The sequence below is a fragment of the candidate division KSB1 bacterium genome (assembly GCA_034505495.1).
Taxonomy (GTDB): Bacteria; Zhuqueibacterota; Zhuqueibacteria; order Residuimicrobiales; family Krinioviventaceae; genus Fontimicrobium_A.
Map to the genome: position 1 here is coordinate 8,841 of JAPDQV010000018.1, position 13,766 is coordinate 22,606.

At 54.5% G+C, this 13,766-nt stretch carries 14 protein-coding genes and 2 tRNA genes; all 16 read right to left on the reverse strand.

The annotated features are described in order from the left end of the window. On the reverse strand, window positions 1-210 hold a 210-nt coding region (locus ONB24_08735; GenBank protein ID MDZ7316194.1), incomplete at its 3' end, for a 4-hydroxy-3-methylbut-2-enyl diphosphate reductase. A 3-nt stretch (window positions 211-213) separates the two neighbouring features. Continuing rightward, window positions 214-894, reverse strand: a complete 681-nt coding sequence (gene cmk, locus ONB24_08740; GenBank protein MDZ7316195.1) for a (d)CMP kinase — start codon at window positions 892-894, stop codon at window positions 214-216. Continuing rightward, window positions 884-1,618, reverse strand: coding sequence for an rRNA pseudouridine synthase (locus tag ONB24_08745; protein ID MDZ7316196.1), 735 nt, complete (start codon window positions 1,616-1,618; stop codon window positions 884-886). The genes cmk and ONB24_08745 overlap by 11 nt, the downstream gene beginning before the upstream one ends. Continuing rightward, complete coding sequence (gene scpB, locus ONB24_08750) at window positions 1,605-2,264, reverse strand: SMC-Scp complex subunit ScpB (protein MDZ7316197.1); 660 nt, start codon at window positions 2,262-2,264, stop codon at window positions 1,605-1,607. The genes ONB24_08745 and scpB overlap by 14 nt, the downstream gene beginning before the upstream one ends. Further along, window positions 2,257-2,976, reverse strand: coding sequence for a segregation/condensation protein A (locus ONB24_08755; GenBank protein ID MDZ7316198.1), 720 nt, complete (start codon window positions 2,974-2,976; stop codon window positions 2,257-2,259). The genes scpB and ONB24_08755 overlap by 8 nt, the downstream gene beginning before the upstream one ends. A 98-nt stretch (window positions 2,977-3,074) precedes the next feature. Then, window positions 3,075-3,575 carry an HNH endonuclease gene (locus ONB24_08760; GenBank protein ID MDZ7316199.1) on the reverse strand — a complete coding sequence of 167 codons (501 nt, stop codon included), beginning with the start codon at window positions 3,573-3,575 and terminating at the stop codon, window positions 3,075-3,077. 83 nt (window positions 3,576-3,658) lie between these two features. Next, entirely contained in the window at window positions 3,659-3,916 is a 258-nt protein-coding gene (locus ONB24_08765) for a hypothetical protein (protein ID MDZ7316200.1), read from the reverse strand. A gap of 14 nt (window positions 3,917-3,930) precedes the next feature. Then, the gene (locus tag ONB24_08770; GenBank protein MDZ7316201.1) at window positions 3,931-4,899 is read right to left on the reverse strand and encodes an acetyl-CoA carboxylase carboxyltransferase subunit alpha; all 969 of its coding nucleotides are present in this window, start codon (window positions 4,897-4,899) and stop codon (window positions 3,931-3,933) included. Continuing rightward, on the reverse strand, window positions 4,896-6,962 hold the full coding sequence (locus ONB24_08775) for a glycosyltransferase (GenBank protein ID MDZ7316202.1): 2,067 nt from the start codon (window positions 6,960-6,962) through the stop codon (window positions 4,896-4,898). Before ONB24_08775 ends, ONB24_08770 begins: the two co-directional genes overlap by 4 nt. A gap of 114 nt (window positions 6,963-7,076) precedes the next feature. Next, window positions 7,077-7,151: transfer RNA gene (locus tag ONB24_08780), tRNA-Glu, on the reverse strand. Window positions 7,152-7,170: 19 nt separating this feature from the next. Next, a tRNA-His gene (locus tag ONB24_08785) sits at window positions 7,171-7,244 on the reverse strand. A 50-nt stretch (window positions 7,245-7,294) separates the two neighbouring features. Further along, window positions 7,295-8,032 (reverse strand): glycerophosphodiester phosphodiesterase family protein, encoded by a 738-nt coding sequence (locus ONB24_08790; GenBank protein ID MDZ7316203.1) that lies wholly within the window; start codon window positions 8,030-8,032, stop codon window positions 7,295-7,297. Beyond that, window positions 8,016-8,411, reverse strand: a complete 396-nt coding sequence (locus ONB24_08795; GenBank protein MDZ7316204.1) for a DUF2809 domain-containing protein — start codon at window positions 8,409-8,411, stop codon at window positions 8,016-8,018. Before ONB24_08795 ends, ONB24_08790 begins: the two co-directional genes overlap by 17 nt. Further along, complete coding sequence (locus ONB24_08800) at window positions 8,408-9,469, reverse strand: NAD-binding protein (protein ID MDZ7316205.1); 1,062 nt, start codon at window positions 9,467-9,469, stop codon at window positions 8,408-8,410. The genes ONB24_08795 and ONB24_08800 overlap by 4 nt, the downstream gene beginning before the upstream one ends. A 29-nt stretch (window positions 9,470-9,498) precedes the next feature. Continuing rightward, on the reverse strand, window positions 9,499-12,690 hold the full coding sequence (carB, locus tag ONB24_08805) for a carbamoyl-phosphate synthase (glutamine-hydrolyzing) large subunit (protein MDZ7316206.1): 3,192 nt from the start codon (window positions 12,688-12,690) through the stop codon (window positions 9,499-9,501). Then, window positions 12,687-13,760 (reverse strand): glutamine-hydrolyzing carbamoyl-phosphate synthase small subunit, encoded by a 1,074-nt coding sequence (carA, locus tag ONB24_08810; protein MDZ7316207.1) that lies wholly within the window; start codon window positions 13,758-13,760, stop codon window positions 12,687-12,689. The genes carB and carA overlap by 4 nt, the downstream gene beginning before the upstream one ends. Window positions 13,761-13,766 lie beyond the last annotated feature (6 nt).

A 13,766-nucleotide genomic window follows, 5' to 3' on the forward strand; every position in this document is an offset into this window, starting at 1 on the left:
GCGCAAAGAGTCCAAATCGCCGCGTTCCGCCTGCTCCTGGGCAATCGTCCGCAGACCCGCCTGCTCGAGGCGCGCCAGTTCCGTCGGATTGTGAATTACCTCACCGAGCGCATAACACTCGCCATGTTCCTGCAGCTCCTGCTGCAGCAGTGCCAGCGCGCGGCGAACGCCGCTGCACGGACCGGCATTCGGGTCGATCACCACCTTCATGGCTTAGGCACCGCGCTCCTTTGCCCAGCGGACGATCACATCCACCTGCTGCTCGATGGTGAGCAGGGTCGTATCGAGCTCCAGCGCGTCTTTTGCTCGGCGCAGCGGGCCGTGAGCGCGCATCATGTCGCTTTCATCGCGCCGGCGAATTTCTTCCATTATTTGCTCGAAATTAACCTCTATGCCCATCTTGCGCAATTCGTTTGCCCGCCGCTCCGCCCTTTTTTCCAATGAAGCGGTCATAAAGACCTTTAATTCCGCGTCGGGGAAAACGACGGTGCCGATGTCGCGCCCCTCCGCCACAACGCCGCCGTCTTGGCCGATGAGCCGCTGTTTTTTGACCAACTCTTCGCGTACCCCCGGATTGGCGGCGACCGGTGCGATGGCGCGGGTTACCTCCGGCGTGCGAATCTCATAGGAAACGTCGCAACCGTTCAGCAGAACCTGCAGGCCTTCTTCCCTTTTGATCAGCTCGATGATTGCCGAACGGACAAGTTCCGCCTGCCGTGTCGCGTCATCCATGACTTCGGGGTGCCGAAGCACCAACAAAGTGGCGGCGCGATACATGGCGCCGCTGTCCAGGTAAAGGTAATTGAGCCTATGCGCCGCATATTTGGCCGCAGTGCTTTTCCCCGATCCCGCCGGGCCGTCTATCGCAATGATAATGCCGTTTTTACGCGTCATTCGGCTTCCCTTTGCGCTGCAGACCGACGGCCTTGAACAGGGCATCCACTTCCTGCTGTTTCAGCATTCGCCAGCGTCCGCGCGGTAAATCTTCCAGCACCAATGGCCCGTATTGGACGCGCTTGAGGCTGCGCACCGAATAGCCCAGCTGCTCGAACATGCGCCGGACTTGGTGATAGCGCCCTTCGCGGATGCGAATTTCGATCTGCGCGGGGCTTGGGCCGTAATAGCGGGCGCTGCAGGGCTGCGTTCTGCCGTCTTCCAATTCGACTCCCTGCGTGAGGGCGCTGAAATCGTTCGGATCGAACGGCTGTTCGAGCTGAACCCGATAGGTCTTTTGTACCTTAAAGCGCGGATGCATCAGCCGATGGGCAAGTTCACCGTCGTTGGTTAACAAGAGTAGCCCTTCGCTGTTGCGGTCGAGCCGTCCGACGGGAAATACCCGTTCCTTCAGCTTGACCAAATCCAGAACGCTGCGCCTGCCTTTTTCGTCTTTGGCGGTGGTAATGACGCCTTTGGGCTTGTTCAGCAGTACATAGACTTTATTCCGCGGCGGATAAACCGGGACACCGTTGACGCACACCCGATCGCGGCCTTCCTCCACCGTCGTCGCGAGATCGGTCACCGGCTTGCCGTTGACCGTCACCCGACCGGCGGTGATCAGCTCTTCTGCGCCCCGCCGCGAAGCCAAACCGCACAAAGCCAGGTATCTATTCAGCCGCATCGACCTGCTCGCTGTTTTGCTCCTGCTCCGCCTGCGCGTCGTCTTTTCTCGCTTCCTCCGGCTCAAGTACCGGCTCCAGCCCGACTTCCGGCATTTCCTTGAGGAGTTGACTGCCTTCGCCGGCCGCCAACAGCTCTTCGACTTCTTTCGGCTTGGGCAGATCGGAAATGTCGTTGATGCCGAAATAGCGCAAAAACTCGGGCGTCGTTTTGAACAACAGCGCGCGCCCGGGACCCTGGTCGCGTCCGGCAATGGTTATCAGCCGCGCATCCAATAAAGTCTTGATGACGCCGTCCGAGTTGACGCCCCGAATGGCCGAGACTTCGACGCGGCTGATTGGTTGCTTGAAAGCAATGATGGCCAAAGTTTCCAAGGCCGCGCGCGACAACCGGCTGCGGGCTTTTTCTTCAAAAAGCCGCGTAATCCAGGGCGAAAACTCGGGCCGCGAGACGAACTGCCATCCGCCCGAAATCTTTTTAATGGTAAAAGGCCGCTCGGCGTAATCCTGCTGCAGTTCGGCCAAAGCGGCGTTGATGGACTCGCTCGTCTCCTCCGGCAAAATTGCCAGTATCTGCTTTTCTGTGAGCGGCGTCTGTGACGCAAAAATTAAGGCTTCCAAAATGGTTTTCAGCGGATAGCTATCCATCGACTCTTTCGATTTGTATCGGTGCAAACGGTTCGCTTTGCACGGCGCGAATTTTCCCTTGCTTGATCAGTTCCAACACGGCGATAAAGGTGACGATCATTGTCAGTTTGTCATCCTCCGGCGCAAACAGTTCGGCAAACTCGATCCGCACTCGGTCCTTCACAGCCGCCAGAACCACTTCCATGCGCTCTTCGAGCGACACGCTGACGTCTACAACGCGATGAACGGGCACCCGGCTGCGCTTTTCAAGGATGGTTTTGAACGCCGCGACCAAATCGAACAGCGTCACTTCTGAGGCGCTCAACAGCTCCTCGTCAAAGCCGCTTTGTTCGATTTTAAACGCGCCGCGCGGAAAGAGCTTTGCCGCTTCCTTTTCTTTTTCGGCGAGATCGACGGCGACGTCCTTGAACCGTTTATATTCCAATAGACGGTAGACCAACTCTTGTCGCGGGTCTTCGATCTCTTCGAATTCTTCCACCTCGGGCCGCGGCAAAAGCATCTGCGCTTTGATGCGCATCAACGTGGCGGCCATCAGAATGAAATCGGCGGCCGCTTCGATGTCCAGCAACTGGATGATCTCCAGGTACTCTAAAAATTGCCGCGTAATCTCGGCAATAGGGATGTCGTAAATATCGACTTCATTTTTCTTGATGAGAAACAATAGAAGATCCAAAGGACCTTCAAAAGCATCCAGTCGTACTCTATATGACATCGATGAGTCTTTCCAAACGGGGAGGCGAAACCGCCGAGCATAAAGAAGGCCGCCTTGAAGCGGCCGATCGGTCCATCATGCAGGAAACACAAGTTTGGTTAATTCATGTACAAATAAGGCTTCCAGCACTGCTCGTTCATTCCGATGAAATGCTGCATGAAGAAAAGATAGTTCGGTCGCTTGGGGCCGCGCAGCAGCGTCATACCCGCTTCTTCCGGCGTGCGGTTACCCTTTTTGTTATTGCAGCTGACACATGCGCAGACCAGGTTCTCCCAACTGTCGTCGCCGCCGCGAGTCTTGGGGATCACGTGATCGATGGTCAAAGGACCCTTTTTTGTGCCGCAGTATTGACAGACAAAGCCGTCGCGGCGCATAATGTTGCCTCTATTCAGCTCCACCCGCTTGAACGGAACGTGGGCGTAGCTCTTGAGGCGGATAACGCTGGGCAACGGAATCGCCAAATACTGCGACCGAATCAAAAGGTTGCGGCTTTCGATGATTTCAACCTTTTGCAGGAACATCATAATGACGGCTTTGCGCGCGCTGACGATGCCCAGCGGCTCGTAGTTTTGGTTCAACAAAAGGACCTTTGAGTTCATCATCGCGGTTTTTCCCGTCGGTTTTTAAATTCAATTTAGCGGAAAAACCGCAATAAAGCAAGAAATTTATTGCTTTTGACGAGTCAAGACAGCGGAAGCTTTTCCGCTTCGTCGATCAGCATGATGGGGATGTCCTCTTCCACTCGATAGCGCAGCCCGACGGCTTTTTCCGAAATCAGGCCGCACTCCGAAGCGGTGCACTTGCCGTTTTCATCCAACGGCATGCCGCAGGAAGGGCAATGCCGATTCAGACAGGTCAAAGTGTCCTGTTCGGCATCATAGAGCAGATCTCCCTTGCAGGAAGGACAAACCAACAACTCGAGCAGTTTTGCATCAACCATAATTCCTCACACTCTTACTCTTCTTTCCAAACGCCCATGGCCGCATACTTTTCGATTCGCCTCCGGACCAGCTCGTCCGCCGGGATTCGGCACAGCGCATCGAGCTCTTCGATAAGGACCCGCTTGACGATTTCGGCGGCCGCATCATGGTCTGTGTGCGCGCCTCCTTCCGGCTCTTCGACCACGCGATCGACCAATCCCATTTCGACCAAATCCGGCGCCGTCACCTTCATGGCTTCGGCGGCATGCTCGGCCTGCGAAGAGTCGTGAAAAAGAATGGCCGCGCAGCCTTCGGGCGAGATCACCGAATACCAGGTGTTTTCCATCATCATTACGCGGTCGCCGACGCCGATCCCCAAAGCGCCGCCGCTGGCTCCCTCACCGATGATCAGGATGAGAATGGGGACCGGCAGTCGCGACATTTCAAAAAGGTTGCGGGCGATCGCCTCCGCCTGACCGCGCTCCTCCGCGCCGACGCCCGGATAAGCCCCCGGCGTGTCAATGAAGGAAATGACCGGCCGATTGAATTTGGCCGCCAGCTTCATGATGCGCAACGCCTTCCGATAGCCTTCAGGATGCGGCGAACCGAAATTACGGCGCAGTTTCTCCTTGGTGTCCCGCCCCTTCTGCTGGCCGACAATGGCCACCGGCCTGCCGTCCAATTTGCCGATGCCGGTGACCATGGCCGGGTCATCGCCAAAAGCCCGATCTCCGTGCAGCTCGATGAAATCGGTGAAAATTCGCTGAATATAGTCCAACGTATAAGGCCGCTCGGGGTGCCGCGCCAGCTGCACCCTCTGCCAGCGGGTCAACCGCGAATAGACGGCCCGGCGCAGCTTTTGCGCCTTGAGCTCCAGTCTCTCGATCTCTTTTATGATCTCGAGGTCTTCGCTCAAAGAGTATTCCTTCAACTCGGCAATGCGCCGTTCGATCTCTACGATCGGCTTTTCGAACTCTAGGATGTATTTTCGCTGCGTTTTCATGGTTTCTTCTTTCGCAATTTTGCCGTCATAAAGAGAATCTTTAAATCAAGAAAAGGCGAATAATTTTTTAAGTAATAAATGATGAATCGCTTCCGTTCTTCATCATTGGTGATGGCCGGAGAGGGAAAATCGTCGAGCGCCGCTATTCCTGGTTTCAACAATGCGGTTTCGATCTCATAGCCGTTGTTAAAGCTGCGACCGACGATAGACAGCTCTCCGCGCAGAACCGCAGGAAGCAGCGGATAAATACGCCAGAATGAATCGCTTTGAAAGATCTGCGCCGATACGGTTCTGTTGCGTCCGTCCTTTATCGGCAACGACACGAGCGGCGCTTTACAAATCCACCGCAACCGACAAAACGCCGGGAATCCCGCCGTCAACAATACACCGGCCGCAAAGATGTCGAAAGAACGCTTGAGAAATTGAAAACTCTTTTTGTAAAGCCGATAATCGATGTCAATAAACGGAATATCTTCCAGATAATCAAGCGTGGCTTTGCCGATCACCACATCCAGTTGACTGGGCACCATTTTGAAACTGATCTGCAGGCCTTTGGATCGGGCGATCGCAGCCAGCATTTTTTCATAGGGAAGCGCTTCGGCGGCAAAAATAACTTCGTGCGCCCGCTCCCGTCTGATGATTTCCGGCAAGTCGGGGAGAAATCCCACCACTGATACCCCTTCAATGGTTTCCACCGACGGATCGTTTTCGATGAGCACAACACCGGTCGCCTCATAACGTCCGGAGCCGGCATTGCGCAGACGACGGATAATCTGGGCGCAGGCTTGCGCATCGCCGACGACCAAAGAACGGCGTTCCAGCAAATATTTGCCGAATATCTTGGATAAAAAGGAGACACGATGCCGCAGCAAAAAATTGAGCATTATGCGCCAGCCGGGAAGGAGAAGCAGATTGATAGCGCCCGAAAGCAGAACGACGGCGCGGGAAAAGGCATATTGCCGCAGGAAAAAAGTGATCGACGTGTTGATCAGCCATCCCAATAGGACGCCCGATGAGGCTTTGGCCGCTGAGAGGTGATGGCGCGAATAGCACCCGTAAGCCCCCAGAGCGGTTATCCAAACGATCGAGTAGATTAAATAGACCGGCAGAAACGGCTGCCAAGGAAAAGAAGGGAAAAACCGCCACAAAATCGCCGCAGCCAACGAAGCTGCCATAACACCGGCATCGAAAAGGGGCCAAGCGGCTTTACGAAAGAGTGCGCCGATAAACGAAAGCGCGGCACGAAGATAAATGGCCATCAGCAGGCCCCAAAGAGAAATCCAGGCGATCCTTTTTTTGAAATGCTTGCGCACAAACAGCCGCATGGCCTCATAGAACAAAAGCCGCTGCTGCAGCAGGCTCTTTTTGGAACTTTCACCCTTGAAGTGAATGATTTGCGTGTACGGCACATAGCGAATACGGTAACCGGCCTCACGGATTCGGTAACACCAATCCAGGTCCTCGCCGTACATAAAAAAATCCTCGTCCAGCCCGCCGACCTTTTCGATGACTGAACGACGGACGAACATAAACGAGCCGGAAATGGCCTCAACATCCGCCTCCTGATCCGGATCGAGAAAAGTCAAATTGTAGCGTCCGAACCAGCGGCTTTTGGGGAAAAGAGCGGCCAGACCGACGATCTTGGTAAAAGCCACCCACGGCGTCGGGAAACTGCGTCGGCAGGCCGGCTGCAGAGAGCCGTCCGCGTTCAGGATCTTGGCGCCGACCATACCGACGTCCGGATGATCTTCCATGTAGCGCAAAAGGACATCGAACGTATTTTCCTGAACGATGGTGTCCGGGTTCAAAAGGCAGATGTATTGACCGGTCGCCTGCCGCAGAGCTTGATTATTGGCGCGCGCAAAGCCCAGGTTTTGCTCATTGGCTATCAGCTTAACATCGGGAAATTTTCTGCGCAGAAACGCTGCGCTGCCGTCGGAAGAGGCGTTGTCAACGACCCAGATTTCGCAGTCGATATGCCTGACGGCTTTCTGAACGGAAACCAGCGCCTGCTCGAGGAATTCCCGAACGTTATAATTTACGATAACGATGCTCAGCGTCAAGTCGGCCTCAGAAGAATATCGATCTTGAATTTACAAAAGCGGAGGGTGAGAAACAATCAGATTCTGAATTCTCTTCAAAACAAAAAAGCCGGCATATCTTTCGATATGTCGGCTTGGCATCCCGTAGGGGAGTCGAACCCCTGTTGCAGGAATGAAAATCCTGAGTCCTAACCACTAGACGAACGGGACGTAATCCTGATCATTTGTGGGTGAGCGACGGGATTCGAACCCGCGACCTCCAGGGCCACAACCTGGAGCTCTAACCAGCTGAGCTACGCCCACCGTCTCCTCTGTGAGCCCTTTCCCACAAAGCAAACAAATTTAAGAGTTTTTCAGATTAGAGTCAAGCCATTTTTAGCCGTTTGCACGATCTTTTGCACTTTCTGCGGTTCATTGGTGATGAATCGGCCGACGCCAAGCTGCAAAAGTCGGTTTACATCTTTTTCCTCGTCCACGGTCCACACGATGATTTTTTTCCCCGCCTCTGCCGCACGCGCACAAAAGAGTTCATCCACTAAACGATGATGCGGCAGGACGAACTCCCAGCTCCCTGCCAATTTTTTCCTGCCGTTCAACAACAGGCCGGTTCGCAGATCGGGACGCATCGTTTTGAATTCCTCGATAATGCTCGAATCAAACGAAGTGATCAAAAACGCATTTGCTTTGTGCGGCGGAATAAGGGCCGAAAGGCGTTCCTTCAAAAGTTTACTGTCGCGGCATTTTTTGATTTCGACGTCGACGAGAACCCCCTCCGCTTCGTCGAGCACTTGCGCCAAAGAGGGCAGCCGTTCACCGGCAAATTGCTCTGAAAACCACGTTCCGGCGTCGAGCGTCTGCAGCTCGGCCCATGTTTTGCGCTCGACTCGGCCGCGGCCGTTCGTGGTTCGGTTGACGGTTTCGTCGTGGATGACAATTAGTTCGCCGTCTGCCGTCAGCTGCACGTCCAATTCAATCCCGTCCACGCCGAGGGCAAAGGCGCGACGAAAAGCCGCCAAAGTGTTTTCAGGCGCTTCGCGGGAGGCGCCGCGGTGAGCGAGAATGAGAAAAGGGTCGTCAAAGGATTTCGGCATTTGCTTTTTCAATATAAAGTCGTTCGACGATTCGGCTGAAGCCCAAACCGGCAAGGTAAAACGCCGTGTCATAAAAGTCAAATTGCGTGCCGAATACAAAACTTAACGGACGCGGCAGATTCCAGGAGCGCGGCAGTCCGGTTGCCTGAAAGGCTTCGACCGCCAACGCAAACAGCGCCACGGCCGCCAATCGCCTAAGGGGAGTCAATTTCTGCGCAACGGCCGAAAGAACGTAATAGAGCACGCCGACGATAAAAAAATCGCCAAGGTAGGCCTCGGCAAAAGCGTCTCCCGGCCCGCGGTAATATTTCGAAGCAAAAGCCGCGGCCAACCATACAGACGCTACGGCGCAATAAGCGAGCTTTTTGGTCAATCTCATCGGGTTTGCGCGAGTTTACGCAGGGCTTCCAACTGCGCCGTTGTGCCGATGGCCAAGAGACAATTTCCGGCATAAAGAGTGAGGTCGGCGGAAGGATTGATCTCGATCTTTTCCTCATGGGTGCCAACCCCGATGACCATTGCGCCGTCGGTTTTGGTGCGGATTTTCGACTCGTTCAGGCGAACGCCGTCGAGTTCACTTCCGGCTTCGACTTTGATCCGTTCAACCAGCAGATCGCTCTTTCCTCCCAAGGAAAGGGCATCGACCAGATCGACCATTTCCGCTTTGACGGCATAGGCGGCCATTCGCCGCGCGCCGATTTCAAAAGGCGAAACCACCTGGTTGGCGCCGACGCGCAGCAGCTTTTTACGCGCCGTTTCATCGGCGCCGCGCGCCACAATGTACAGCTTTTCGTTCAAAGCGCGGGCCGTCAACACCAGGTAGACGTTCGCCGAATCGTCCGAAATCGCCGAAACAAGCGCACGGGCATTTCTTACTCCGACTTTGAGCAGAACCTCATCTTCTGAAGCATCGCCGATAACGGCCAAGATATCCTGTTCGAGCGCCTCGTCGATTTTGCTTTCATCTTTATCGATCACGATAAACGGATGTCCAACGGCGGTCAGTTGGCGGCATACTTCGCGGCCGATTTTGCCGTAGCCGCACACAATGACATGGTCTTTTAGATTGGTTATTTCCCATACCATACGCCGACCTTTTAGAATATTGTTCAACTGTCCTTCGGTAAAAAAAGCGGCAATATTGCCGAAGGCATAGCCGCCGACTGCCAGTCCTCCGAAAATCAAAAAAATGGTAAACAACTGCGCTTCAGGGGTCAGCGGTGCAATTTCGCGAAAACCAACCGTGCCGATGGTTATAACGGTCATGTAGAGGCAGTCGATGAGTTTCCAACCCATCAACTGGCGATAGCCGATCACACCGAGTCCAATTAGCACAAATAAAAGAGCTACGGCAATAAAAAGCCGCCGTAAGACTCTGCGGTATTCGCGAAAAGCCAGACGATAGCTGTAGCTGCTTTCTTTCAGCACCGACGGCATGATGATGATCGTTCTCAGTAACTTTTCATCTAGACATACTCGGACCAGCTTTTAATCTGAAGATCGGCGAGAGTATGTTTGGCTACGGCCTCGACGAAACGTCTGGCCAACTGCAGATTAGTAAACAGAGGAATGGCGAAATCGACGGCACGGCGACGAATGATGTAATCGTTGGTCAGTTCTTCTTCCTGATAGTTTTTGGGAATGTTGATAACCAAGTCGATCTTTCCATTTCCAAGATAGTCCAGTACGTTCGGTTTTTCTTGGGAAAGCGGCCAATGCAAATGTGTAACTTTAATTCCGTTGGCCTCCATAAATCGAGCCGTGCCGCCGGTGGCATAAAAGTTCATGCCCATTTTCTGCAGGAGACGGGTGCTTTCCAGAAACTCGGCCTTTGATTCGATGGGACCGGTGGACAGCAGGATATTCTTGATCGGCAGCTTGTATCCCACGGATAATAGCGCTTTGAGGAAAGCCTCCTCGAAATCATCGCCCAGGCAGCCCACCTCACCAGTTGAAGCCATTTCGACGCCCAGCGTCGGATCGGCGCCAATGAGTCGGGTGAAGGAAAACTGCGGCGCTTTGACGCCGACGTATTCCAAATCGAACGCCGAACGGTCGATGCGCGGCACATGATGCCCCATAATCACGCGCGTCGCGATGTCGATAAAGTTCATTTTAAAGATTTTGGAGACGAACGGAAAGCTTCGCGATGCGCGCAGATTGCACTCGATGACCTTGACCTCGTTGCCGCGCGCCACAAATTGCATGTTGAAAGGACCGTTGATTTTGAGCGCCTGTGCTACCTGACGGGCAATCTTTTTGATGCGGCGGGTCGTCTCCAAATAAGTCCGCTGCGGCGGTAAAACCAGCGTCGCATCGCCCGAATGAACCCCGGCGTTCTCGACGTGCTCGCTGATGGCATAGAGCAGCAGCTCGCCTTCCTGCGCAACCGCGTCGATTTCGATCTCTTTTGCATTTTCGATGAATTTAGAGATGACCACCGGATGGTCGGCTGAAACATCGGCGGCTTTGCCGAGGAATTTCGTCAGCTCTTCATCATGGGTCGCCACACTCATGGCGGCGCCGCTAAGAACGTAGGACGGCCGCACCAACACCGGATAGCCGACCTGATTGGCGAACCGAATCGCCTCATCCACCGATGTCAGCTCCTTCCACTGCGGCTGATCGATCCCCAACTCGTCCAACAGCCTGGAAAACTTGTGGCGGTCTTCGGCCTGATCGATGCTGTGCGCCGAAGTGCCTAATAGCTTGACACCGGCGCGGTGCAGCTTAAGGGCCAAATTATTGGGAATCTGCCCGCCCATGGAGACCACAACACCGAGCGGCTTTTCCTTCTCATAAATATCCATGACGGTTTCGAAGCTCAGTTCGTCGAAATAGAGCTTGTCGCATTCGTCATAGTCGGTGCTGACGGTTTCGGGATTGTAATTGACCATGATGGTCTGATAATTGAGCTCGTCGAGGGTTTTGACGCAGTTGACGCAGCACCAATCGAATTCCACCGAGCTGCCGATGCGGTAGGCGCCGCCGCCCAGCACAATGACCGAATTGCGGTTGAGAAAATCGATGTCGTCTTCGGCACCGTTGTAAGTAAGATACAGATAATTGGTCTGCGCCGGATACTCTGCCGCCAGCGTGTCGATCTGTTTGACCTTCGGCGACAGGCCGTAGGCTTTGCGCAACTCCCGCACTTCGTGGTCGGTCATCTTGAGCGCGCGGGCAATCTGCTTGTCCGAAAAGCCGTGCTGCTTGGCCTCTTCCAGCAGCTCTTTGGGACATCGCTGCTCGCCCACCTCCAGCAGCCGCTTCTCGATTTCGACGATGTTTTGTATCTTGTAAAGGAACCATTTATCGATATAGGTCAGCTCGTAAATCTCGTCAATAGAAATTCCGGCTTTTATTGCTTCGGCGACGGCAAAGACGCGTTGATCGGTCGGTTCCGCCAGTTCCTTGCGCAGATCTTCGAATTGGAACGCTCGGTTCAAGACCAAGCCGTCGGCGCCGATTTCGAGCATTCGCAGTCCTTTCTGCAGCGCCTCCTCGAACTTTCGTCCAATCGCCATCACTTCGCCGACAGACTTCATCCCCGAGCCGATGCGTTTGGAAACCTGCTTGAACTTTTTCAAGTCCCAGCGCGGAATTTTGACGACGATATAATCGAGCGCAGGTTCGAACGCCGCCTTGGTTACGCGGGTGATCGAGTTGGGGATATCCACCAGGCTGTAGCCCAGCGCCAATTTTGCCGCAACGTGGGCCAGAGGATAGCCGGTGGCTTTTGAGGCGAGAGCCGAACTGCGCGACAAACGGGCGTTGATCTCAATAACGCGATAGTCCTCGGATTTGGGATCGAGAGCGTACTGAATGTTGCACTCGCCGACGATGCCGAGATGCCGCACCGTGCGGATGGCGATCTCGCGCAGCTTGTGGTATTCGCGGTTGGAAAGGGTCTGACTGGGGGCCACGACGATGCTCTCGCCGGTATGAATGCCCATCGGGTCGAAATTTTCCATATTGCAGACCGCAAGGCAGTTGTCGTACTGATCACGGACGATCTCGTATTCGATCTCTTTCCAGCCCTGCAGGTATTCCTCAATAAGGATTTGGTGGGTGTAGGACAAGGCTTTTTGCGCCAGTTCACGCACTTCGGCCTCATTACGGCAAACGCCCGAACCCAATCCGCCCAGTGCAAAGCCGATGCGGATCATGACCGGAAAGCCGATCTCATGGGCGCGGCGGACGGCTTCTTCGAGCTCGGTCACGGCAAAGCTGCGTGGCGTCTTGACGCCGATCTGCTTCAGTTTGGCGACGAAAAGCTCGCGGTCTTCGGTGTTGCGGATGGCTTCTACGGGAGTTCCCAACACGCGCACACCGTAGCGGGCCAGCACCCCGCTCTTGTCCAGCTCTAAACCGCAGTTCAACGCCGTTTGACCACCGAAGCCGAGCAGAATGCCGTCGGGCTTTTCTTTTTGAATGACCTGCTCGACAAAATAGGGGGTCACCGGCAGGAAATAGACCTGATCCGCCAGATGCTCGGAGGTCTGGATCGTCGCGATGTTGGGATTTACCAAAACGACATAAACCCCCTCTTCCTTGAGCGCCTTGATGGCCTGACTGCCGGAATAATCAAACTCTCCCGCCTCGCCGATTTTCAGCGCCGAGCTTCCCAAAATGATGACTTTTTTAGGCAAAACCGTCATATCAGCATCCTTTTAAAATCGTCAAACAAAATGGCCGTATCAACCGGGCCGGGAGCAGCTTCGGGGTGAAATTGGACGCTGCAGAAAGGCCGAGTTTTGTGGCGAATCCCCTCGTTGGTGCCGTCATTGGCGTTGACGAACCAGGGTTCCCAACCCTCCGGCAGCGTGCGGCCGTCCACCGCAAAGCCGTGGTTCTGCGAAGTAATGTAGCAGCGTTTGGTGCCGACCTCGACACACGGCTGGTTTTGGCTCCGATGACCGAATTTGAGCTTGTACGTATCGGCTCCTGCCGCCAGGGCAAGGATTTGGTTGCCCATGCAGATGCCAAAAATCGGCTTGCCCCGCTCCATCGCCCTGCGCACGATTTCCACCGTTTCGCGGCACATTTTGGGATCGCCGGGTCCATTCGAGATCATCACGCCGTCGTACGGCTCTTGGGTAAAATCATAGTTCCAAGGTACCTTGCGTACACGCAGCCCGCGTTGCAAGAGGCTGCGTACAATGTTATCCTTGGCCCCGCAATCCACAAGAACGACCGTCTTTTCTCCCTCTCCGTATTCAATCGGCTCCGCACAGCTCACCTTTTCGACCAAATTGATTTTGTTCGGGTCATAAAAGGGAAGCTCCTCGTTGAAAAAGAGGATTCTGCCCAGCATGGTCCCTTCTTCACGCAGACGCTTGGTGAGCATGCGCGTGTCGATGCCGTAGAGTCCCGGGACATTGTGCTCGACCAACCATTCGCTCAGACTTTTTACGGCATTCCAATGGTTATAATGCTGCGAGACCTCCGAAACGATGAGCCCGGTAATCTTGATGCCGGTAGACTCGAACCATTGCTCGAGGCCGTCGACGATTCGCGATTCAGGAACGCCATAGTTGCCGATCAAAGGATAGGTCAGCACCAGAATCTGACCGTAGTAGGATGGATCGGTCAAGCTTTCCGGATAGCCGACCATGCCGGTGTTGAAAACAACTTCACCGGTAACCGAGCGCGTTGCACCGAAAGACCATCCGTAAAAAACCGAACCGTCTTCCAATTCAAGGCGGGCTTTAATTTTCTTTCTGTCCATCTCTTT